Genomic DNA, 24,888 nt, shown 5'->3' on the forward strand with positions numbered 1-24,888 from the left:
ATTCCGAACAGGGAAGTTAAGCCCGCTAGCGCCGATGGTACTGCCAATAGGTGGGAGAGTAGGAAGCCGCCTTACTTCGAGGTCCCGATCAGTTTTACTGGTCGGGACCTTTTTTTTTGACCATGGCTCATCTCACATTACAAAAAACCATTGATCAATAATAGACCAATGGCTTTTCTGGTTTAGAATGGATAATATTTTAATACCCTTGGTTCTGTACTAGATTAGGGTTGTTCTGCATTTCCGATGTAGGTATGGGGAACAAGAGCTCTCTTTCTGTCAAGGCTTTGTTCGGGAGGTAGGTAAAATGATGTCCCACGAAGTCCTCAAGCTCATTGGTTTCCGGATTATAAGCTTGTCTCCAGCGTGCCATATCGTACCAAGTCTTATTTTCAAAGCTCAGTTCATGAATCCTTTCGATACGTACAGCTTCTCTAAAGTCGGCTTGTGAAAGACCGGAAAGATCAGGAACCTCCGCACGCTGTCTTATCTCATTGATCGCATCATAGGCATCGGTTGATGGTGCGCCTTCCGCTTCGTTAGCCGCTTCGGCATACATGAGCAATACATCGGCATAGCGGTAAATACACCAGTTCAGGTCAGATTGGGCGCTTTCTTCATTGGCCTGTATGTCAAAATGCTTGAAAATATATGGCGCACCTAGATTAACACTGTCCGTTCTGTCGGCTTCCAATGAATAGCTGGTAAAATAGAATTCCTTCTCTTTTGCCCTTTTATCGTCGGCTTCATATGAATTGGCAAACTCATTGGTAGAGAAAATGCCACCGGTCTGTGCCGAATAAGCCGAAATTCCCAAGTTATAGGGTAAAATTGCGGGTTGCCAGTTACCCGATTGGATATTGGCCGCAAATTGGGTCATAAAGATATATTCTCCCGTATTCTTGGTTGCGGGATTATGTAGGTCGTCATACGAATCGAATATGGTGTATTGCTTTGAATCGATTACCTCTTTTGCTTTATTGGCCGCAAGCTGGAAGTTTTCCGTTTTTTGAAGGGGAAAACCTCCCATGGTCAAATAAACATCGGCCAATAAAGTCTTGATCGCTCCCATTGAGACCCGGCCTGATTCGTCTCTCCATGGTAGGCTAGAATTTTCGGCATCGGTCAGGTCGCTGATGATCAAATCGTAAACTGCTTCTGCGGAAGCCTGCTCAGGGTAGAGTTGCTCTGAGGTCAAATCAACGGATTCGGTTATGATCGGGATGTTTCCGAACATGCGCACCAAACCAAAGTAGTAATACGCCCTAAAGAATTTGGCTTCTGCCAAGTAATTCTGCTTTTCGGTCTCGTCCATGTTGATCTCTGGAATCTTTTCAATGGCCAAATTCGCCCTTGATATGCCCGTGTAATATTCGTTCCAAAAACTGCTGCCATATCCATTGTCCGAATTATTGATCAAATCTTTGACCAGATAAATGTTGGTCGCCTGACCCAAGGAAGTATTTGCAAGTCCAGTGGCAAATTCAAGCATCAGCCAGGTTCCACCTCCGAAACCACTATTTGTAATGGGGACCAAAGGTTCATAGATGCCATTTATCGCACTTTCCGCATGTTCTGCTTTAGTGAAATAAGTATCGGTAGTAAAGTTAGATTCGTCTTCTTCATCTAAAAAGTCACTACATGAAAATGTAAGCGATACAGCGGTCAAGACCACTATAGTTCTTATAAAGTTTTTATAGGTTTTCATTTTTTTATCTTTTTAATATTATTACAATCCAACATTAAGCCCTATCATGAATGTGCGGGGTCTGGGGTAATCGTATAAGGAAAAACCTTGATCGAACGTACCGCCGCCATTTGAGCTCTCTGGATCGTATCCCGGAAACTTTGAGGCGACAAAAAAGTTCTGTACGGAAGTGTACAATCTCAAACGACTTAGGTGCAAACGCTTGGTCAGTTCAGGTTTAAAGACATAGGAGAGCATCACGTTTCGCCCCCTTAAAAAGGAAGCGTCCTTTAGCTTCCCGGAATCGTTGTTGGTGTCATACCCGGCTGCTATGGGTCTTATTTGTGCGATATCGGTATCTTGATTATCGGGAGTCCAAGCATTTAAAACCGTAGAAAAACTATTGGCAATGGTTTGACGGTCTTCCGCAGAGTGTTCGTCGCGGTACATAAGGCTGTTGCCATATTGAAATTGAAGGTCTACCAATAGTTCTAGGTTTCCATATCTGAAGGTGTTGGAAAAAGTTCCGAAACCATCAGGGATACCTTTTCCTATGATGGCCCTGTCATCACTGTTAATGGCGCCATCGTCATTAAGGTCTTTGTATTTGATGTCTCCTGGAAGTCTATCATAGATAGCTGCTTCGGCAGCCTCATCGGTGTTCCAAGTACCTTCGTCAATATATCCGAAGAAAGTGCCTACGGGCTCTCCTTCACGAATTAGTGTAGATCCCAAAAAGATATCGGATCCGCCAGAAAGTGCCACTACTTTGTTTTTGTTGATGGAAATATTGAAATTTGAATTCCAACCGAAAAGCTCGTTGTCAACATTGATAGTGTTTAGGTTGATTTCAACACCCTTGTTCTCCATGCTTCCCACATTTCGAAAAACGTTTGAGAAACCACTGGTGGAAGGTACAGGGGCGTTAAGAAGCATATCGGTGGTAAGCTTACGGTACACATCCAATTCTATGGAAATACGGTTGTTCAAAAGGCCTAATTCAAGTCCGGCATCTACTTGTTCCGTTTTCTCCCATCGTAAGTCGGGGTTGGCCATACGCTGTGGAATGTTATAGGAAGCCCGGTCTCCCGCAAAGATGACAGAACCGCTTTCCAGTCCGGCCAAGGCCCTATATGCTGGAATTTCTGAATTTCCCGTGGCCCCGTAACTAGCTCTTATTTTTAAGTTTGAAATGGTTTCACTTTGTGATAAAAAATCTTCGTTGGAAACCCTCCAGGCCAAAGCGGCCGATGGGAAGAAAGCAAATTGATTTTCAGGACCGAATTTTGAAGAACCGTCGGCCCTTCCTGTTAAGGTCAGTAAATATTTGTTTTGATGGTTGTAGTTTACACGGCCAAAGTAAGAGTTTAGTCCGTAGGCAATACTACTTGAGGTAGGTGTCTGGGGGTTGGAACCTGCTGCCAGATTGTTAAAGCCATAAAAATCATCGGCGAATCCTCTAGTCTCTGCCTTTGACTTGAATTCATCTATATGCTGCCAAGACAGTCCCACCATGGCGGTCAATGAATTTTCGTTTTCAAAATCTTTATTATACGTCAGGTAATTTTCAAATTGCCATGAATTGTAACGACCGTTTTCGACATAGGCGTTACCATCAGGTTGGGCGATATATCTTAGGTCCTTACTTCCATAGTAATCATTTCTTTGATTTATTATGTTGGCACCGACCGTTGTTCGTAGTTGTAAGTTTTTATGGAAGGAAATATTGCTATAAAAATTACCAATAACCGATTGTGTTTTTAGAAAGTACCTTCTGTCGTTTGCAACGGCAACAGGGCTTCCGCCGCCTTCCATACCGGGATAGTCTAAATTGGAACCCCAGCTTCCATCTTCATATTTTACGGGAATTATGGGTAAGGCCTCAAACACCTGTCTCATCGTGGTGATCCCTCCGCCCCCAAGTTGATCCACTTGTTTTTCGTTTTGGTCGTTATATCCTAAACTACCACCGACCCTGAGCCAATCGGTAATGTCGGAATCCATGGTAAATCGGGCTGAATAGCGTTTTAACCAAGATTCTATAATAAGGCCTTGCTCATCTCGAAATCCCATAAAAAGTCCATAGTTGCCCTGTTTGGTACCCCCTGTAAAAGAGAGTTGGTGGTTTTGGGTAAATGAGGTTCTTATGGCTTCATCTTGCCAGTCGGTATCATATAATGGGTTGCCTTCCGTATCAAAAAGTCTAGGGTCCGTTCTTTTAAGTCTAGGGTCTGTGTACCTACCTCCGGCCCATCCGTCGGGGTCGAATTTTTCAGCGTTTGCATAGGCGGTTTCCTCGACTTGAAGAAACTCTTCCGAGTTGAGTAAATCAAGTTTCTTGGGTAATGTCCCTATACTGAAATCTACATCGTAGTTAAGACGGCCACCGCCACCGGTCGTACCTCTTTTGGTACTTACCAAGATAACGCCATTTGCTCCTCTAGCCCCGTAAATAGCCGTTGCGGAAGCATCTTTTAAAACTTCAATGGATTCAATGTCATTTGGGTTCATATAATCAATGGGCGTACTGCCGTTGGGCAAGTTTGCGGCACTAAGAATAACGCCATCAATTACGTACAAGGGAGTATTGGCAATACTTACCGAGGTGTTACCGCGAATTCGTACCACTGTTCTTCCTCCTGGTCTACCAGATCCCGAGGTTACATTGACTCCGGAAATCTTACCTGCTATGGCCTGATTCATTGAGGCGGCGGGCCTTTCTGCCAATTCTTCGGCTTTTACGGAGCCGACGGCACCAGTGAGGTCGCTTTTCTTTTGGGTACCGTACCCGATTAAAACAACCTCGTCCAAGGCAGCTGCATTTTCGTCAAGGGTAACCACTATGTTACTCTGTCCGCTAACGGGAATTTCTTTTGCCGAATAGCCGATATAGGAAATGACAAGTACCGCATCGCTGCTACTTACTTCGATGGAAAAATTACCGTCAAAATCGGTTGTGACACCATTTGTGGTACCTTTTTCTATAATACTCGCACCAGGTAAAGGTTGGTTGCCTTGGTCGCTTACCGTACCGGTAATTACGTTGTCTTGCTCATCCGATGATGGATAAGGAATTGCGTCTTTTCTCTCTGTATACCCGTCGGTCACGTCGACAGATATACTCGCTCCAAAGGAAGATTGGAGACATACAATTTGAATACCTAATAAGAAACAAAGCTGTTTGATCTTAAAAGATGATAACATTGAAGTCATAGTCTAAAAGTTTAAGTTGTTGAATTAGTTAGAGGAATTAATTCAAATGTAGCGGTATGAGTGAAGCGAGTATACCTGTTAAATTGCAAATTATGGTATTTTTTTGCCATAAATTGATAATTCTGTATTTTGTGATATATTTTTTAACGAAATACATATTTGTTACAAAAACAGTTATCGATTTGACCCTATTGTCGTTTTATTTGATAATTATTTTTTATTGATAGGCTTTTTTTTAAACCTCAATAATTTTCGGTGTCTGTAAAGCCTTATAAATTAGATGTAAATGGCGGTAGGGGTGTTGTTTTTTGAAAAATCGATTTCTTGTTAGTCCCTGATAAATTTCTCTATATTTAACGGAAGAGATGTGAAATTTTTGTTTCTATGGAGATGGAAAATCAAATTTAGGCAATGATAAAATAGTAGGAATTTAAGTTCATTTTAACATTAGGGAGGGGGTGTTTTCAGCTAAGAACCGAGCCCTTTTTCACGGGAACATAAAAAAGGAGACATTCGTTTGAATGCCTCCTTTTAAAGATAAGTGTGGTTTGGTTCGATTACTCCATCGGGTGTTCTTGTAATAGTTCTTCGGGCGAGTAGAAGCCTTCTTTATCTTTGATTTTTTCACGGACTTCCCTAACTTTTTCAGGGGAGATGGTCGAGGCTTTGTTGCCGAAGGTATTTCTAACATAGGTGAGTACGGCGGCAGTTTCTTCTTCGTCCAACAATTTCCCGAAAGGGGTCATAGGTACTTGGCCGGGATATTTTTTGCCCTTGACTTCTATGGGGCCCATGATTCCGTTGGTGGTTAGTTTTATCAATCGCTCTTCGCTACCGGTAACCCATTTTGAACCGGCCAATGGAGGGAATCCGGAAGCGGAAAGGCCTTGGCCATCGGATTGGTGACAAGTGGCACAGTAACCATCCCGCTCGTAAATTTCTTGTCCCGCCATTAAAAGTTCTAGGTCTTTTCCTTTGAGGTCGGTTTCGATTACGTCTTTGGGCTTTTCGCCGGCCCTATGTCCGTTCAAATGGGCAAGTGCTGCCTCGTAGGGTCGTTCCATCCATTTGTCGAGTCCCTTTTTGCCCGCTTCGGTGATAATGGGTATGCCTACATCTTTGCCCAGTCTTGATGCTGCCACTAAGGCTTCCAGTCGAACCCTTGGGTTATCGTCTTTTGCGGCTTGCATCAATAGTTCGGCCTGATCGTCGATTTGGTGCCCGGCATATCTAAGTACTCCAACCGCCGCAGCGCGCGCCCTAAAGTCTTTTGCTTTCAAGAGTTGGGTCAATAGGTCCCTGTCTATTTGGTTCAGTCCCCAAGTAACCCACAAACCTTCCAAAAGGTTATGCTCATAATTGGCATCGTTCTTATCTAGGTTGGCAACCCATGTCTTTAATTTGCCCAAAACTTCATTTGCGTCACGTGCACGTAATTCTCTTTTTGTACGGTAACGGGTTCTGTATTCAGGAAGTTTTAAGTTCTCCAATAATTCTTCAATACTGGCGTCGGCAACTTTAGCTGGCTGAAGCAAGGGCCTGGAAGGATAGGTGACCCTATAAATTCTTCCATGAACATGATCTCTTAACGGGTCACGCGCATTGTGTTGCATATGTCCGATCAAGACATTGCTCCAGTCTAAAAAGTACAGCGAACCATCGGGGGCAAATTCGAGATCTACCGGTCTAAAGTTTTTATCATCGGAGAAAATAAGGTCTTGTCGGTGCTTACTGATATAACCTGCAGTTTTTGGGTCATCTACCATTTTATGTTGTTTGGTTCCCCTAAATCCAATCGTGTTGTTGATCAACATATCGCCCTGAACGTTATCGGGGAAATGACGGCTGGAAACAAATTCCAATCCAGAGGTAGGACGTACCAAGTGGTCTTTTTCGATAAGGTTTTCCGGGATTGGAGAACTCACTCCGTATCGAGGAACAATCGTTCCGGGCATCATCCATGTTGCGGAAGGTCCGGAGGTGTGCTCGAAGAAGGGCTGTCCCCAGTTGTCAAAAGCAATCCCCCAAGGATTCGGGATGGCCAATTGGGCGGTGCGTTCAAGATGGTGACGTTGTGGACTGTATCGGTAAAAACCACCGTTGGTTCCGCGTACCGTACCATAGGCCGTTTCTACATTGGTGTGAAGAAACGTGCCTTCACCCATATAGATAGCCCCTGAAGGGTCTGTTGTAAAGGCGCTAATGGCATGGTGGGTATCGTGATCATCGAATCCGCTTAATATAATCTCCTTTTTGTCGGCTTTGTCGTCCCCATCCGTATCTTTCAATAGAATCAAGTTGTTTCCTTGCGACATGTATACGCCTTCTGGGGCAAATTCAAACCCGATAGTAAGGTGTAGGCCGTCGGCAAAAACGGTTTGCTTGTCGGCCTTGTAATCACCATCGGTATCTTCAAAAATCAAAAGTTTGTCATTCGGTTTGCTGTCCCCTGCTTTGTAGTGGGGGTAACTTGGCATGACCGCTACCCATAAACGTCCTTTGTTATCAAATGACATCTGAACGGGGTTCGCTAAATCGGGAAATTGCTCTTCGGAAGCAAACAGTTCTACTTTGTAACCGGGGGCAGTTTTGATTTGTGCCAAGGCCTCTTCGCCATAAAGGTATTCCGGGGTGCCGTTTTTCTCACTTTCCTTATAGTTGGTCTTTACGGGAGGGAGCTTTTTTGTTTTGGCATCAGCGGCCGCCAAATCCATTTTTTTGCCGTTTGCGGCTTCCCAAATGGCCGTATCCCTGATGGCGGTCATTTCGCGAATCTTTGCAATTTCGAACGGATAGTTCTCCGGACCATAAGGATTGTATCTTCTTCCATATACATGAACACTATTGGGGATCTTAAAGTCGTTGAGCCAGAACCAGTTCTTTTCTATAACGGCATCATGTACGAGTTGGCGATTGGTTTCATCGGCCTGTTTCTCCCCGAAAATGGCATCGGCCAAAAGTTTTCCGAATTTTTTGTAACCCGTGTCGGTTAATTGAAATCCGTCTTGGGTAAGGTCTTCATCTTCGGTTTCGTACCATTCTTTTGTCACCTCAAAGGCATCGACGAAAAGAATGCCCTCTTCTGCGGCCACCTCTTTCATGGTTTGGGTGTACAGGGCCAAATTTTTGTTTTCTTGGGTGCCGTCGGGCAAATCCATCTTATCCGATAGGTTTTCAAAAGCAATGGGAGAAACTAAGGCCATTTGAGGTGGGGCGACACCGTTGTACTTTGTGCTTAGGGTATGTTTGATAAAGGCACGGAGTTCTTCGCGGTAGTTGTCAAGACCTTCTTGGCCTTCAAAAGACTCTAGGTAGCCGAAAAAGGCGATTATAATATCGGGTTTTAGGCTGGTAATCCATTCATCAGGGGTGGGGAAGTGGCCAACGCTGCCCGATTGGTGGCCTCCATCATCTTCGATAAAGTGTATTCTGCTGCCCGGATCGTGCTCGAATTTGTCGGCGCCGGGAAAAGCCCATGGCGATTTTCTTGCGGCATGTGGCCTGAAAGCAGGGGTGTTCCCTCCATCACACATGTTTCTAATGAAGAGTGAATCGTTGGGGTGCCTTAGGTTCATTTCGGTTTCAAAATGTCCGAATTCCATCATTCTCGAACCAAGATTGCTTCCTACTAAAACAATACGAGAGTTTTTATCAAGCGTTAAGGTGTTGCTCTTTTTTTCGCTACAGGCGAAAAGAAATGTGGCCATCACGAAAACCGTGGCGGTCATTTTTAGAGCTGTTCTTCTAATGAATTTCATAGTATGTAGAATAAATTGTTGGTGTCGAAAAAATCGACGTTTTGGCTTGGTGCGGTTGGTGGTTTTGTCGAAAAATAAAGCTTCGTTCGGTATTTAATTATTAAATGTGTATTTTACACTTGTAAATATCGTAATTTGGATACATATAAAGTGTTTTATTTTTAAAAAATGTGCGATAAAATTAGGTGGTTGGTACGTGAGTAGACAAAGCTATAATAGATTTTGAATTAAATTATCCTGTATCTTATTAAAAGTTGATACTTTTTTATCCTATATTGACAAATAATCCCGTTTATAAAGAAAATTTATGAGTGCTCCGAGTATAGAAAAGACGTTGACCCCTAAGGAAACTTTTATATATAAAGACCTTATCGGTCCCAATTTTAATCCGAATTGGCATTTTCACCCCGAGTTTCAGATTTCGTATATCATGGAAGGGGAGGGAACCCGGTTTATAGGTGATCATGTACAGAACTTTAAAAAGGGAGACCTCGTGATGACGGGGCCTAACCTTCCTCACCTGTGGCGAAATGATGATATTTATTTTGAAAAGGACAGTGGGCTAACGACTAGGGGGCTGGTCATCTATTTCGATCATGTGCTTTTGAGCGAACCGCTTCTTGAGATGGAAGAGTTTTATAAAATCAATAAACTTGTGGAACATTCCCTGAGGGGAATAGAATTTCTAGGGGAAACTAGGGATATCATTATTAGGCTCATCTTGGAGCTTGACAAACAAAAAGGGTTTAAAAGGATTCTGCATCTTCTTAAGATATTGGATACCTTATCTAACAGTACCGAATATAACATATTGGCCAGTCCTAATTATATGAATGCCTTTAGGGGAGGCGATGCCGAAAAGATGCGCAAGGTTTACGATTATGTAATGGCCAATTTCAAGACCAATATTTCCCTTGACGAAGCGGCCGGTTTGTTGAATATGACTACCACTTCCTTCTGTAGGTACTTTAAACCTAGGGCAAATAAGACGTTTACGCGCTTTGTAAACGAGATCCGGATCGGTCATGCGCGGAAACTGCTTTTAGAGGATAACTTTAATATTTCGCAAATAAGTTATGAATGCGGTTATAACGCCTTGTCTAATTTTAATAGGCAGTTTAAGTCCATCACCGATATGAGTCCGCTTGAATATAGAAAGCTTTTTTTGAATATTCAGGCACCTATGTAATGGTTAAAATTATAGTAGAAATGGCTTCGTTGAGGAAAAAAAAGTATCAGTCTTTAAGAAAATAGAGGAATTTTGAAGTTTCATTTAGCGCTAGCTTTGTTAATTGTATGGAATTCGCAGCTTATGTGTTTTGATCTTTTGTGAGAAATCACTGGCGAATTTTATTTTTAATTGAGTTCAAGTTAAGATTTAAAGAAACCATTATAGAATGAAAATAGGGATGAATATGTTGCTTTGGACGAACCACGTCACCGAGCAACACTTTGGTATTGTAGATGATTTGAAAAAAACCGGATACGACGGTATAGAGCTCTTCTTCGGGGAGGGCAGCGAAAAATATTATTCAGGATTGGGCCGTCATTTTTCGAGTATTGACATGGGGGTTACGGGAGTAGCATCCTTATCGGCAGAGCAAAATATAGCGAGTCCTGATAAAAAGGTCAGGGAAGCGGGTCTTGAGCGTTTAAAGTGGTCTATCGATATGGGTGAGGCTGCCAACGCCGAGGTCTTATGCGGGCCTTTTCATTCGACTTTTGCCTTGTTTACAAGACAACCGCCTACCTTAGACGAAAAGAAATGGAGCAACGAAATGCTGTTGAAGGCCGCAGAATATGCCAAAGGGGCCAATATTATCTTAACGCCCGAGGCGGTCAACAGATTTGAATGCTATCTTTATAATACAATGGCCGATTTAGGTGAGATGGTCAAAACGGTAAACCATCCGAATTTGGGAGCCATGTTCGATACCCACCACGCCAATATTGAAGAAAAGAGTCAATCTGGCGCGATCAAAACGATAGCACCGCACCTCAAACATGTCCATATCAGTGAAAATGATAGGGGAACGCCGGGCAAAGGACAAATTGATTGGGACGACGTATTCTCGGCCCTAAAGGAAATTGACTACCATGGATGGGTGACCATTGAAGCATTCAGTACGGCCATACCTGAATTTGCCAACGCCATCAATGTATGGCGCAACTACTCTCCTGTAGAAGAAGTATATACCGAAGGATTTAAGCTTATATCCCAAGGCTTGGGAATAACAAAATAATTGTTATCTAAATAAACCTGAACAGAATGAAAAATGTATTGCCCATTGTAATTTGTCTATTTTTATTTGCGTGTAAAGAACAAAAGGAGACGGTTGCCAAAGGACCAGAAACGACCAAGGAGGTCGATGCGCCCAAAAAATGGTTGACCTTTGATGGAGCCGATGAGAATGCAAAACATATCGTTTTGGTTTCAGGGGATGAAGAGTATCGTTCGGAGGAAGCCTTGCCCCAGTTGGCAAAAATCTTATCAAAGCACCACGGTTTTAAATGTACGGTCTTGTTTGCCCAAGAAGAAGATAAGCCGGGTATCGTAAACGCCAATCATGTCACTAATATTCCGGGCTTGGAAGCATTGACCGCGGCCGATATGATGGTTATCTTTACAAGATTTCGCGCGCTTCCCGATGGACAGATGAAATATATTGACGATTACTTAAAATCGGGGAAACCGGTTATGGGACTCAGAACTGCGACCCATGCATTTAACTTTCCTGAGGATTCCGATTCAAACTACGCCCATTACAGCTTTAACTACAAAGGGGACAAGACCGAATGGGAAGGCGGTTTTGGACGTTTGGTACTTGGTGAAACTTGGATCCGTCATCACGGGCACCACAAACACCAGAGTACTAAAGGTATGGTCGCTATAGGAGCCAATACAACGGGTATTACCAATGGAATTTCCGATGGCGATGTATGGGGGTCTAGTGATGTATACGGGGTTCGACTTCCTCTTCCCGGTGACTCACAGCCTATTATTTTGGGGCAGGTGATGAACAGAAAAGGGGAATACGATGAGAATGATATCTTCTTCGGAATGAGGCCTACCGACGATGAAATAGCCACTACTAATAAAGATGGTGAGAGCCTAGGCGATGAATTGATGCCCGTTACCTGGATCAAAAGCTACCAATTGCCGAACGGTAAAAAAGGAAAAGCTATTGCCTCTACCGTTGGGGCGGCCAATGACCTTTTGATCGAGGGCACAAGAAGATTGTTGGTGAACGGGGTGTTCTGGGGACTTGACCTGGAAATTCCCGAGAAAGCCAATGTATCCTTAGTGGGCGACTATAAGCCAACAAAGTTTGAATTTAGAAAGGCTGACTATTGGCCGGCAAAACAATTGAGTATAGAAAGCTTCGAATAAGGGAGCGACTTCCAATTTAGGGCAGCATCAAGAAGTTTGTTGCCCTTACAAGAAACAAGAAAACCAGATGAGGGAATGGAGTGCTTTTTGTACTCCTTCTTGTCTTAAGAACGCATAGGCACGCTTCATTTGTGTTTTTACGGTGTTGATTGATATGCCCTGGTTCTTTGCGATTTCGGCATAACTCTGTCCGTTTAGGATCGCAGAAATAAAGATTTGTCTTCTACTTTCCGGAAGCTGGTCCAAAAGGGCGAGAACATTTCCTTTTTCATTTACGGTCTCCCCAAATTTGGGGTCTTCGTAGTTCTCGACCTGTAAATCCGCCAAGATCAATTTTTGTTTTTTTGCCTTCTCAAGACTCTTTAAACTAAGATTTTTTACCGCCCTAATGGCGTAGGCCCTAAAAGAAACCGTAATTGAAACACTTTCCCTTCGCTGCCAATACGAAATGAAAAAATCTTGAACAACGTCCTTTGCGACATCCTTGTCCTTTACGATTCCAAACGAAACTAGACACAAAAGGGGGAAGTACTCCTTAAAGAGCGATTCCATCTCATGACTGTTTTTCTTTTGAAATAGTGACATCGTTAAATGTGCTTGTTATGGTCGGTTATTAATGTAGGGGATTGTGTATTTGATTGAAAAATCAATTCAATTATAGTGATTTAATTTTAACTAAGACAAAAAACTATCAAATTCTTAATAAAATCGTAAAATTTTGTCACCCTGATTTATTGTTCCGGGAACCTAATAGTAAACTACCTCGGGGCAAGCCTGCGAGGCATTAAAAGGAATACACCTTGATTTCGAGGCAGGCCTCGGAGCATTTAATCTCGATTATCGAGTAAAAGAACATTTGTAATGTACCATAAGGAACAATTGAAATCGGTTTTAATAGAGGTGGGGAAGTCGGGAAAAGTCGACCCTGGGACTTTAGGGAGTTTGACCGAAGCGGAAAGAGAAGCGGTGTATACGCTCTATGGGGAAAACCTGATTTCGGAAGCTTTGCTTTTTTTGGAAGAACTCGATACGGAAGAAGAATGGCGGCAGTTCATGAAAAAAACGGTAAATTCAAGAAAGCGCCCTGTCTCTTTTATAAAGCCGGTCATGAAATACGCCGCAGTGCTGGTCTCCTTCTTGGCCCTAGGTTATTTCTTTTTTCAAGATAAAGACGGAAAGTCGGCGCCAATTGAGGCAACGGCCATTAAGCTTAAAATGGGCGAAAACAACGTCAAGGTACTCCAGAAAGGGCAGAGCCAACAAATCGTATCGAATACAGGCAAGGTTCTGGGGGTGCAAAAGGGCGATAAAATTACCTATAAGGTCGATTCTGAAATAGATGAATTGGTGTATAACGAATTGGAAATTCCCTTTGGCAAGATTTTCAATGTGGAATTGTCCGACGGTACGGTGGTGCACCTGAACTCTGGCACGAAAATAAAATACCCCGTGAAATTTTTGAAGGAAGGAAAAAGGGAAGTCTTTCTAGAAGGGGAGGCCTATTTTAAGGTGGCAAAAGATGCGGATCACCCTTTTGTGGTCCATGCCAATGAAGTAGCTGTTGAAGTTTTGGGTACTGAATTCAACCTGACAAGTTATGATGAGGATGCTGAAATCAATACCGTTTTGGTAGAGGGGTCCGTAAGTATGGGCAATTCGGTAAAACCGGAAGATCACATCATCTTAACGCCCGGAACAAAGGGTACATGGGACAAGAATTCCCACGTAACCAATACCGAAAATGTCGATGTTGGCCTGTATACCGGATGGGTAAGTGGCGAAATCGTATTTCGTAACACCATGTTCTCGGCCATGCAAAAGCGGTTGGAACGGAGTTATAATGTGTCGATTACGAATTACAACACCATGTTGGCAAATAAGGTGCTGAATGCTCGCTTTAATGTCAATGTCGAGACTATAGATGATGTTATGAAATCAATTGGGGAGATATATCCCTTGAAATATGAGATAAGGGACAAAGAGGTTATAATACAATAGATAATTACAAAAGACAGTGCCTATGTAAATAATGCTTTCAATAAAAAAATCGGAAAATGCTTGAGACCATTTCCCGATTGAATAAGTGCGAATTAAACAACGTTTTCTAAATTATTTAATCCAACCAAAACTATGAAAAAAATCGTTAGTTGGGGGTTGCCGTTCCGGTATTTCCCTAAAATGAACCTAAAAATGAAACTCACCACCATATTACTTATAGTTTCATTGTTTGAGATTCAGGCCAACTCTTACGCACAGGGTAAGAAATTGACCTTAAATCTCGAGAATACTAGTATAGAGCAGGTTTTCAATGAAATAGAATCGATTTCCGAGTTCCGTTTTTTATATGAAAGTGAACGGATAGATGTTGACAGAAAAGTGACATTACACATTGAGAACAAGAAAATTTCGGAAATATTGGCCCTTCTATTTGACCGTTCTGATGTGGCTTATAAGACCCGAAATCGGCAAATCATCCTCACCAAGAAAAACCCAAAAGAAAAAAGGCCTCCGAGTACCGATAATAAGGTTATGTACAACGAAGACCCTGTCCAATTTCAGGTTTCGGGTATGGTTTCCGACGCCGATGGCGCACCTTTGCCAGGGGCGAATATTTTGGAAAAGGGAACCACGAACGGTACCCAAAGTGATTTTGATGGAAATTTTGTATTGAATGTTGCCGATGAAAATGCGGTTCTGGTAATTTCATATATCGGTTTCGCCACCAAGGAAGTCGGGTTGAACGGACAATCTTCCGTGAACATTGGTTTAAAGGAAGATGCAGCAGGCCTTGAAGAAGTTGTTGTCGTAGGGTATGGAACGGTACGGAAAAAAGATCTTACGGGTTCCGTGGCTTCTGTAAAAGGTTCCGACCTCGAAAAAACACCTTCCAATACCTTTGTACAGTCCTTGCAAGGTAAGGCTTCCGGTGTTGATATTAGGGCGGCTTCCAACGCGCCTGGCGGTGGTATCCGAATCAGGGTAAGGGGAACGAACTCTATCAATGCTTCTAGTCAACCCCTATATGTAGTCGATGGTTTTCCTATAGACAATAGTAATACGACTCCCGAAGCAGGAGGGAACAGGGCTTCGGCAAGTGACCCCTTAACCAGTATCAGTTCTTCCGAAATTGCCTCGATAGAAGTTTTGAAAGATGCTTCCGCAACGGCGATTTACGGAGCTAGGGGGGCTAATGGCGTAGTGATCGTTACTACCAAAAGAGGAGGTCAGGGTAAGGCGAAAATCGATTTTGAATATTCCTCTACCATCAGCTCGGTTAGGAAAAAGTTGGATTTGGCAAATGCCGAAGAACTTGCGATCCTGACGAACGAGTGGGCTACCAATAACAGTCAACCACTTATATATGACGGAATAAACAAGCCTTTGCCCGAAGATTTAGGGGAAGGAACCGATTGGCAAGACCAGATTTTCAGGAGCGCCATTACCAATAATTACAACCTTACCGTTTCAGGAGGTCGTGAAGGGACCAGATATTTGGTTTCCGGTAACTATATGGACCAAGACGGGATCATCATCGAATCTAATTTTAAACGGGCCGGACTTAAATTTAACCTAGATCAAGATTTGGGGGAAAGGTTGAAGTTTGGTATGAACGCCAATATTACCCGAACCATTAACGATGCGGTAGATTCCGATGGAGGTGGGTATCAAAACGATACGCCATTGTGGAATGCCTTGACAACGACGCCCGTAATTCCGGTTAAGGATAGTGACGGCAATTATGTGCACAATCACGATGAAACGGTAAAAGTTCTTGAAAACCCGGTGTCCATTGCTAAGACACGAACCGATCTTACCTATACCACACGCGTTTTGAGTAATGCTTTTTTGCAATATGAAATATTGAGTGGACTGTCGTTCAAGGCCAATTTTGGAGCGGACCTGATCAATTCCAAAAGGAATGCTTACACACCTACTACAGCAGAAACACAGGCCTTGCCCAATAAGGGTATAGCCTCCGTAGGAACCTTGCAGCGAACCAATCTATTGGCGGAATACACTTTTAACTACAACAAGTCTATCGGGGATAAGCACCGGATAGATGCGGTTATTGGATATACCTACCAAAGTAATAAGTTAGAGAGCGTGTTTTCGCGTACCGATGACTTTTTTACCGATTTGGTCGAGTTCAATAACTTGGAATTGGGTTCTGATCCAAGACCGTCTAAGAGTGGGGCAACGGAATCTGCTTTGTTGTCTTATTTAGGAAGGGTCAACTATGTGTTTGACGATAAATACATCATTACGGGCTCTATCCGTAGGGACGGTTCCTCAAAATTCGGTACCGGTAAAAAATGGGGGGTCTTCCCTTCGGGAGCTATTGCTTGGCGACTGGTAGAGGAAGATTTTATTCAAGACCTCAATGTCTTTAGTGCATTAAAGTTAAGGGGTAGTTACGGACTTACAGGTAACGAATCTATCGGGGCCTATAATTCATTGGCGCTTTATGCGGCAACCGATCAACCTATTATTGGTGGTGTTCCGGTAGTAGGCTTGGCTCCAAATAGAATTAACAATCCCGATTTAAAATGGGAGCGTACAAAACAGACCGATGTGGGTCTTGAAATGGGCTTTTTTGATGGCCATCTAAATCTTGAGGCGGGCTATTACGTAAAAACTACCGAAGACCTTCTGTTAAGTGTGGCGATACCTACGCAATCTGGATATAATACCAGTGTCCAAAATATTGGTAAGGTAGAAAACAGGGGATTTGAATTTGACCTTGGAATGAACCATAATTTCGGGAAACTTACCTGGAACTCTAATTTCAATATCTCCTTTAACCGAAATAAACTGTTGGAACTACCTGAAGGTACCGATGAACTGATCAATGGAATCGGAAGGGGAGAGACCGCTTATGGTTCGTCCATTGCCCAAGTAGGTAAACCCTTAGGCCAGTTTTTTGGCTATCGTTTTGATGGTATTTGGGAATCGGAAGAAGAAATTATTGCCGGAGGCAACACGGTCGGTGGTGTAAATAGGGTCGGACTTCCCAAGTACAGAGACCTGAATGGCGATGGCTTTAAGCAGAACTTAGACGATAAAGAAGTGGTAGGGGATCCTAACCCAGACTTTATCTATGGGTTCACCAATTCATTTTCGTATAAAAATTTAAGCCTATCGGTATTTATAAACGGAAGTCAAGGAAATGACATTGCCAATATGAATACTATCGGACTCTATGCCCAACCTCAAAAACACAATGTGCTGCAAAAGGCCTTCGATGAACGATGGCAGGGGCCGGGAACCGGAAGTACCATTGAAGCTCCCTTGACCAATGCCGGGGAATGGAAAAACTTTAGTGATAGAAATGTTGAGGATGGTTCTTATTTACGGGTAAAGACCATCAATCTCTCATATAATTTGCCTATTGATGACCTCGGGTTACAATGGTTCAGAAGTGCGCAGCTATATATCGCTGCAGATAATTTGATCACCATAACCGACTATTCCGGTTTTGATCCAGAGGTAGATTTGTACGCCTCCAGTAATGTTAGTTTCGGGGTCGATAACGGAGCATATCCTTCTTCTAGAAGTTTTAGGATTGGAATGAAATTAGGTTTTTAATATAACAAGAAAATATCATGAAAAATATAACATATCTAACAGGTCTGATGATGTCTTTGGCCGTGTGCCTGACATCTTGTGAGGGAGATTTAGAAGAAAACCCGGCCGGAAACATAAGTATTGCAAATTTTTATTCTTCTGAAGATGATGCCGTGGCCGGATTGTACGGTGTGTACAATGCTGTATATTCATTATATGGCAACACCGCAATTAACTATGGGGAGGTAAATGCGGACAATGCGACCGTATCCCCCAATGTATCCGATTTATTCGAATGGGATGAGTTTACCTATAGCAATGAGGTCACCGAAGGTTTTTGGAGGTCTGCCTACGACGGTATAAACTTGGCCAATGAGGTGGCCTTATACACGGCCGAAATAGATTTCGATGAAGAAAAAAGAGCGGATATCGTGTCTGAGGCCAAAGCATTGCGGGCCCTTTTTTATTGGCATTTGGTCAGAACAATGGGAGGTGTGCCCATATACGAGACCCCGACCATTGGGTTCGATGCGGTAGATACCCCACGTGCTACGGCCGATGAGGTGTATAGTTTGATTACAAGGGATTTGGGCGAGGCCGCTTTGGAATTACCGGAAACTAGCCTTGCAGGCAGGTTGAATGCCCATATTGCAGATGCACTGTTGGCGCGGATATATCTTTATAGGAACGATTTCGAAAATGCCTTGGTCCATGCCAAAAGGGTTATCGATTCAGGGGCCTATGATCTTTTTGATGACTATGCCCATATCTTTAAGACTGAGCACAATAATGGTATTGAACATATTTACCAGATACAATATTTAAGTGGCGAAAGAAATAACCCGATTCCAGGAAGCTTTGGTCCACGTGCACTTCCCGGTTCCTATGGGAATTCCTTTTGGGCCAATACCGTGGTAGGCGGGTCTATTGCCCCGAGCACGGAATTCACCGATGATAACCCGATCTCATATCGTCGTTCGGTAACCATTGCCGATAGCTATGAACATATCGATGGGGTTACCGGTACCATTACTATGGAAGAAGCCTATGGTCCTGGGGTGTATCCTTACTATGTCAGTAAGTTCGATGATCGCGCCAATGAATTGCAATCGGGAGTTAATTTTAATGTCATCCGGTTTGCCGATGTATTGTTGATCGCTGCCGAAGCTTTAAATGAAGTCGACCCAGCGGACAACAATAAATATACATGGATCAATAGGGTGAGAGAAAGAGCTCGAAACGGTGTCGAGACCGATCTTCCTGATTTGGCCGGATTGTCTCAAGACGAGTTTAGAACTGCCGTATTGGAAGAAAGAAGGTTTGAATTGGCTTTCGAGGGACAAAGGGCATGGGACCTAAAAAGAAGAGGCGAATTTTTGAACGTCATGAGAGACCAGGGAAAAAATGTGGAAGACTATAAGTTGCTCTTCCCTATTCCGAATAATCAAGTGCGATTGAATCCTAACCTAACCCAAAATGAGGGTTGGTAAGTGCGTTGATGTTTTTTGTTGACGTCATATGAAATAGTTTTTTATCAATTGTTGTGGTATTTGGTCGGAGCGGTTCTTATACCGCTCTGGCCAACTATTTTTCATGTAACCCATAGTTGAAGGCCAATCTGACGGCCTTTGATTTTGACGAATGGTTTTTTAAAACCTGTCCCCGAGTATTGTGGAATCCTACTATTAACCAAGAATAAGACATGAAATCAATTATACGAGGCCTGTTGGCCGTAAGTGTTTTGATCGGATGTTCCGAAAAACCCAAAAAACAGGAAGTAGCTCCTGTGGCGCAGGAAACCCCCAATATTATTTTATTAATGGCCGATGATCAAGGTTGGGGTGATGTGGGGTATAATGGGCACCCCCATTTAAAAACCCCGAACTTAGATGCAATGGCCGCTGAAGGAGCGGTTTTTGAACGATTCTATGCGGCATCTGCGGTATGTTCCCCTACACGGGGAAGTGTAATGACAGGAAGGCACCCTTTGCGCTATGGAATTTGCCATGCCAATTGCGGGCATATAAAACCAGAGGAAATTACCTTAGGGGAGATGGTCAAGGGCTTAGGCTATACAACGGGACATTTCGGCAAATGGCATTTAGGTACGCTTACTCGAGATACGATTGAGGCAAATAGGGGCGGTAGGCCCAAATTTGATGGGGATTATGCCCCTCCTTGGGACCATGGTTTTGATGTTAGTTTTGTAACCGAGTCCAAAGTGCCTACATGGAATCCTATGGTTACGCCTCCCAAGTCATCGGGCGACGTGAGTGGAAACCTGAAAGAAGGCATGCCTTTCAATACTTCGTATTGGACCGGACCTGGGGAAATAGCGGTTGATAATCTAGAGGGCGATGATTCTAGGGTCATTATGGATCGGGCGATTCCTTTTATAGAGAAAGCGGTAAAGAACAAGAAGGCATTTTTAAGTATTATCTGGTTTCATACCCCACATTTACCAGTATTGACCGGGGATGAGGAAAGAAAATCGTATACAGGACTCTCGGAAGACCAACAGCACTATTATGGGGTTATATCGGCGATGGATAAGCAAATAGGCCGCTTGCGGAATAGACTAAAAGACTTGGGTGTGGCCGAAAATACGGTGCTCTTCTATACAAGTGATAACGGGCCTGAAGGAAAATCCGTTGGCGGAAGGACCCAAGGGGTGACCAAGGGCTTGAAAGGAAGGAAAAGAAGCCTTAATGAAGGCGGAATACGGGTTCCGGGAATCATGGAGTGGACGGGTAGGATCAAGCCCGGTACAAAGGTGGAAGCTCCTTGCTTTACTTCCGATTATTTCCCGACAATTGCCAATATATTGGGGGTGGACCTAGCGGAAAAAAATAGGCCTTATGACGGGGTGGATATGTTTCCCTTCGTCAGTGGGGAGCAAAAACGAAGGGAAAAACCTTTGGCCTTCGATTTTCAAGGTCAGGCGGCTTTAATAGATAATGAGTATAAAATATACAGTGATGATAAAGGGAAGAACTTCACGCTGTATAATCTCCAAAACGATGCGGCGGAAAGTGTGGATCTAGCTGAAGAACAGCCGGAAAAATTCAATGAAATGCTTGCGTATTGGCTTCAATGGAAGACTTCCCAAAAAAGAAGTGCCTTGGGTGAGGACTATTAGTTTGCCTTTCCTTTAAAAGGGTATGAACTACTTAGATAATTAAAATAATAAACCAAAAATCATGTATAAAAGCATAAGCTGTTATTTGCCTTTACTGGCACTATTGTTATTGGGGGCTTGCAAACCTACAGGGGCCGAAAGAAACAATAAGGAAGACAATAAACCCAATTTTGTTTTTCTGTTTGCCGATGACCAAACTTTTGAGAGTATAAGGGCCCTTGGTTTCGATGAGGTCCATACCCCTAATTTAGACCGATTGGTAAATGGCGGCACCTCTTTTTCCCATGCCTACAATATGGGAGGATGGAACGGTGCGATTTGCGTGGCCTCACGTGCCATGATCATTTCAGGAAGCTATATTTGGAACGCCCAAAAGAGAAGTGCGGCCTGGGCCCAAGGCGATTCAACGGCATTGAGCCAAACTTGGGGAAAGTTGTTGGAAAAGCAGGGCTACGACACGTATATGACAGGGAAGTGGCATGTTCAGGCGCCGGCGGCAACCGTTTTCAAGGAAGCTCAACATATCCGTCCGGGGATGCCTGGGGATAAGGCCGGGCAGCTCGGTGCGGCCATAAAAAAATGGAAAAAGGAGTCTGGTGATATGAAAGATTGGAACGATTATATGCCTTTGGGGTATGGTCGCCCAACAGGCCCCGACGATACCGAATGGTCGCCTACCGATACCTTGCAAGGTGGTTTTTGGGAAGGTGGAAAGCACTGGAGCGAAGTGGTTCGTGACGATGCCCTTTCATTTATAGAAAAGGCAAAGAAAAAAGAGGACCCCTTCTTTATGTATTTGGCCTTTAATGCCACTCATGATCCGAGGCAGGCCCCACAACGTTTTCTAGATATGTACCCGGTGAAAGATATCAAGGTTCCTGATAATTTCATGCCCGAGTACCCTTGGAAGGATGATATGGGAAATCCACCGAGCCTTAGGGACGAAGCCTTGGCGCCGTATCCGAGAACGGAATATGCGGTAAAGGTACACCGACAGGAATATTACGCCTTGCTCACCCATATGGACGAACAGATAGGGAAAATACTCGATGCCTTGGAGGCGAGCGGTAAAATGGACAATACCTATATCTTTTTCGGTGCCGATCACGGACTTTCAGTGGGGCACCATGGATTGATCGGAAAACAAAGTATGTTCGATCATAGCGTGCGTATTCCCATGATGGTCGTTGGCCCGGGAATACCCAAGGGCAAGCTTTTAGATCAAGATGTCTATCTTCAGGATATTATGGCCACGACTTTAGACCTGGCCCATGTAGACAAGCCGGAGGCCGTACAATTTCATAGCTTTTTGGATATCATCAAGGGGGAACGGCAAGAAAGTCATTACGATGGTATATACGGCGCATATATCGATGTTCAGCGTATGATTCGTAAAGATGGTTTCAAACTTATTGTATATCCGAAAATAGGGAAGGTTCTTTTGTTCGATTTAAAAAATGATCCCAATGAAATGAACGACCTAGCGGACGACAAGAACTATTCTAAAAAGGTGGAAACACTTTTTGCCGATTTAATGGAACTTCAGCAAACAATGGGGGATCAGCTGTCCTTAACGGAAATATATACCAAGGTCCAAAACGGAGGCTAGGTAAATTTTGAGTTTTCGAGGGGAATCGGGTGTCCTATAGATCATAAATTGGGCAACGGATTCAAAAGCATTGGGTAGAGAAGGGATTTAAAGATTATACCTCTTGTCGCGGGCCTTGTAAAGTACATTCATTACTAGGCCTGCGATAATTAATAATATCCCGAGCAGACTCCATTGGGTATACGTTTCTCCCAACCACATGAATCCGATAAGTCCCGTAAATAGTACTTCTAAGTACTTGAAGGGGGCAACAAGGTTGTTCGAGGCAATTTGAAAGGCCTTGGTCATATAGAGCTGTCCTATAAACCCGAAAACACCCAAGGTGGCAAAAAAGAGCCAGTCGCTTCCTATAGGGGTGTTCCAAGTAGGTATGGCGAGTATGCCGCCAAACACCGTTGCGGTAAACATAAAGTAATTGACGATTACAATGGGGTGGTCGCCCTTTCCTATTTTGCTTATGATAATGTAGACGAGTCCGCTCAATATGGCTGCGGCAAACACCAGGGCCAAGCCCGTATTGTCTAAGTGGCTATCAAGCCCTTTAAGGATCAAGACCCCCAAGAATGAGATGATAAAGAACAGCCATTGTAGCGGTTTTATTTTTTCCTTTAATAGGTAGATGGCAAAGATGGCCGAAAATATAGGGGCCAAATAACGTAGGGAAACGGCCGTGCCTGCCGACAGGTATTTTAATGACATAAAAAACAATGTCATGGAACTGGTTCCAACGATGGCACGTAGCACCAAGAGTTTTTTATTGTTCCCTAGAATGGGGACTTTTAAACGTTTTAATATGGCCATGGTGAGTAAAAAGGAGCCAAAACCCCGAAAGAGTACGATTTGGTATACGCTGTAGTGCTGCAACTGTTTTACCGCTACGTTCATTAAGGTGAACGCCAGGGCACTGATGATCATGTAAAAGAGAACTTTTCTAATGTTCATAATAGGAAGGCGATGAGGCTTTTTTACGGTAGCCTCGTGGGTAAAAAAAATCCAACCCAAATTGAATTGGGTTGGATCGTATAAATTCTAGTTCTATAAAACTAACCCTGGGTTATACCCTTGGTAAATCACCCTCACCTTTCAATGGTAAGGCAGATTCGCCCATAAGGTAGGTGTCTACATGGTGGGCTGCTTGACGTCCTTCGGAAATGGCCCAAACGATTAATGATTGGCCACGTCTTTGGTCGCCCGCTGCAAACACACCGGGTACATTGGTCATATAGTCTTGTTCGCTGGCCTTGATATTGGTGCGGGCATCGGCCTCTACGCCCAATTGTTCCGCTACCGTCATTTCAGAACCGGTGAATCCTAATGCTAAAAGCGCTAATTCGCACTTCCATTCTTTTTCGGTGCCTTCAACCTCTTTTAGTACCATGGATTTTCCAGGTTCCCTGATCCATTCTACTTCAGAAGTAATAAGACCTTTTAGGTTGCCATTCTCGTCACCCAAAAACTTCTTGGTCGAGATGCTGAAAAAACGTTCGGCCCCTTCTTTGTGGGAAGTACTTGTTTTCAAACGCATGGGCCAGAAAGGCCAAGGTTGACTTTCCGGTCTTTCGACCGTGCCCATAGGCATGATCTCAAAGTTTGATACGGATTTTGCCCCGTGTCTGATCGATGTTCCGATACAGTCGGATCCGGTATCACCACCACCGATAACGACAACGTCTTTTCCAGTGGCCATGATTTCGTTTTCGAACTCTTTGACTCCGTCTACTCTTCTATTGTTTTGTGGAAGGAAATCCATAGCTTGAACCACGCCTTTTAAATCGGCACCTTCAATGGGGAGGTTTCTGCGAACCGTAGCCCCGCCCGATAAAACAATGGCGTCAAATTCGTCTTGTAGTTCCGGTCCGGTAATATCCTTTCCTACATGGACCCCACATTTAAATACGATTCCTTCTTCCTCAAGAACCTTCAATCGTCGGTCGATAACGTTTTTTTCCATCTTAAAATCAGGAATACCGTAACGTAAAAGTCCTCCTGGTTTTTCGTCCCTTTCAAAAACGGTTACCAAATGACCGGCTCTATTCAATTGTTGCGCAGCGGCAAGACCGGCAGGACCCGAACCTACTACGGCAACTTTTTTACCGGTTCTTGTAGCAGGGGGTTCGGCAACTACCCATCCTTTTTTAAAGGCCGTTTCCACAATATTTTTTTCAATATTCTCAATGGTCACGGGGTCTTCATTGATGCCTAGTACACAAGCTTCTTCACAAGGTGCCGGACAAAGTCTACCCGTAAATTCGGGAAAATTGTTCGTTGAGTGTAAAATCTTGGCCGCCTTGTCCCATTTACCACGATACACCGCATCGTTAAAATCGGGAATCAAATTGCCCAATGGGCAACCGCTATGGCAAAAAGGAATGCCACAGTCCATACATCTGGCTCCTTGTTCTTTAAGTTCGGGTTCCTTTAACGGAAGGGTGAACTCATGATAATTTTTAACGCGTTCTTCAACAGGTGCGTACGATTCTACTTTTCTATCGAATTCCAAAAATCCTGTAATCTTTCCCATTTCTC

14 protein-coding genes are annotated in these 24,888 nt (G+C 43.6%); 8 read left to right on the forward strand and 6 right to left on the reverse strand.

The features are described from left to right. Positions 1-199 precede the first annotated feature (199 nt). The 3 genes from B4Q04_RS15415 to B4Q04_RS15425 form a co-directional block, all read right to left on the reverse strand. The gene (locus tag B4Q04_RS15415; protein WP_013992298.1) at positions 200-1,708 is read right to left on the reverse strand and encodes a RagB/SusD family nutrient uptake outer membrane protein; all 1,509 of its coding nucleotides are present in this window, start codon (positions 1,706-1,708) and stop codon (positions 200-202) included. A 21-nt stretch (positions 1,709-1,729) separates the two neighbouring features. Beyond that, on the reverse strand, positions 1,730-4,900 hold the full coding sequence (locus B4Q04_RS15420) for a SusC/RagA family TonB-linked outer membrane protein (protein ID WP_013992297.1): 3,171 nt from the start codon (positions 4,898-4,900) through the stop codon (positions 1,730-1,732). 557 nt (positions 4,901-5,457) lie between these two features. Then, entirely contained in the window at positions 5,458-8,658 is a 3,201-nt protein-coding gene (locus B4Q04_RS15425; protein ID WP_052725472.1) for a PVC-type heme-binding CxxCH protein, read from the reverse strand. A 307-nt stretch (positions 8,659-8,965) separates the two neighbouring features. Between B4Q04_RS15425 and B4Q04_RS15430 the strand changes: the two genes are divergently transcribed. The 3 genes from B4Q04_RS15430 to B4Q04_RS15440 all read left to right on the forward strand — a co-directional run bounded on the left by B4Q04_RS15430 (position 8,966) and on the right by B4Q04_RS15440 (position 12,049). Continuing rightward, entirely contained in the window at positions 8,966-9,847 is an 882-nt protein-coding gene (locus B4Q04_RS15430) for an AraC family transcriptional regulator (protein WP_013992295.1), read from the forward strand. 208 nt (positions 9,848-10,055) lie between these two features. Beyond that, positions 10,056-10,901 carry a sugar phosphate isomerase/epimerase family protein gene (locus B4Q04_RS15435; RefSeq protein WP_013992294.1) on the forward strand — a complete coding sequence of 282 codons (846 nt, stop codon included), beginning with the start codon at positions 10,056-10,058 and terminating at the stop codon, positions 10,899-10,901. A gap of 26 nt (positions 10,902-10,927) precedes the next feature. Beyond that, positions 10,928-12,049 carry a hypothetical protein gene (locus B4Q04_RS15440; protein ID WP_088697370.1) on the forward strand — a complete coding sequence of 374 codons (1,122 nt, stop codon included), beginning with the start codon at positions 10,928-10,930 and terminating at the stop codon, positions 12,047-12,049. A gap of 45 nt (positions 12,050-12,094) precedes the next feature. On the opposite strand, the gene B4Q04_RS15445 is transcribed toward B4Q04_RS15440, so the two are convergent. After that, positions 12,095-12,634 (reverse strand): sigma-70 family RNA polymerase sigma factor, encoded by a 540-nt coding sequence (locus B4Q04_RS15445; RefSeq protein ID WP_088697371.1) that lies wholly within the window; start codon positions 12,632-12,634, stop codon positions 12,095-12,097. A 276-nt stretch (positions 12,635-12,910) separates the two neighbouring features. Here B4Q04_RS15445 and B4Q04_RS15450 point away from each other — a divergent pair, with 276 nt between their 5' ends. The 5 genes from B4Q04_RS15450 to B4Q04_RS15470 all read left to right on the forward strand — a co-directional run bounded on the left by B4Q04_RS15450 (position 12,911) and on the right by B4Q04_RS15470 (position 22,362). Beyond that, on the forward strand, positions 12,911-14,047 hold the full coding sequence (locus B4Q04_RS15450) for a FecR family protein (RefSeq protein ID WP_013992291.1): 1,137 nt from the start codon (positions 12,911-12,913) through the stop codon (positions 14,045-14,047). Between the two features lie 132 nt (positions 14,048-14,179). After that, positions 14,180-17,635 (forward strand): TonB-dependent receptor, encoded by a 3,456-nt coding sequence (locus B4Q04_RS15455; RefSeq protein ID WP_088697372.1) that lies wholly within the window; start codon positions 14,180-14,182, stop codon positions 17,633-17,635. 17 nt (positions 17,636-17,652) lie between these two features. Next, complete coding sequence (locus B4Q04_RS15460; RefSeq protein WP_088697373.1) at positions 17,653-19,104, forward strand: RagB/SusD family nutrient uptake outer membrane protein; 1,452 nt, start codon at positions 17,653-17,655, stop codon at positions 19,102-19,104. A gap of 212 nt (positions 19,105-19,316) precedes the next feature. Next, on the forward strand, positions 19,317-20,753 hold the full coding sequence (locus tag B4Q04_RS15465; protein WP_088697374.1) for a sulfatase: 1,437 nt from the start codon (positions 19,317-19,319) through the stop codon (positions 20,751-20,753). A 61-nt stretch (positions 20,754-20,814) separates the two neighbouring features. Further along, positions 20,815-22,362 (forward strand): sulfatase-like hydrolase/transferase, encoded by a 1,548-nt coding sequence (locus B4Q04_RS15470; protein ID WP_088697375.1) that lies wholly within the window; start codon positions 20,815-20,817, stop codon positions 22,360-22,362. An 87-nt stretch (positions 22,363-22,449) separates the two neighbouring features. Here B4Q04_RS15470 and B4Q04_RS15475 read toward each other — a convergent pair whose 3' ends face one another. Together B4Q04_RS15475 and B4Q04_RS15480 are read right to left on the reverse strand one after the other, a co-directional pair. Next, entirely contained in the window at positions 22,450-23,304 is an 855-nt protein-coding gene (locus B4Q04_RS15475) for a DMT family transporter (protein ID WP_046287744.1), read from the reverse strand. 112 nt (positions 23,305-23,416) lie between these two features. Further along, positions 23,417-24,883: a glutamate synthase subunit beta gene (locus B4Q04_RS15480; protein WP_013992285.1), complete on the reverse strand. Its 1,467-nt coding sequence runs from the start codon at positions 24,881-24,883 to the stop codon at positions 23,417-23,419. Positions 24,884-24,888 lie beyond the last annotated feature (5 nt).

Source organism: Zobellia sp. OII3 (genome assembly GCF_002211465.1).
Lineage (GTDB): Bacteria > Bacteroidota > Bacteroidia > Flavobacteriales > Flavobacteriaceae > Zobellia > Zobellia galactanivorans.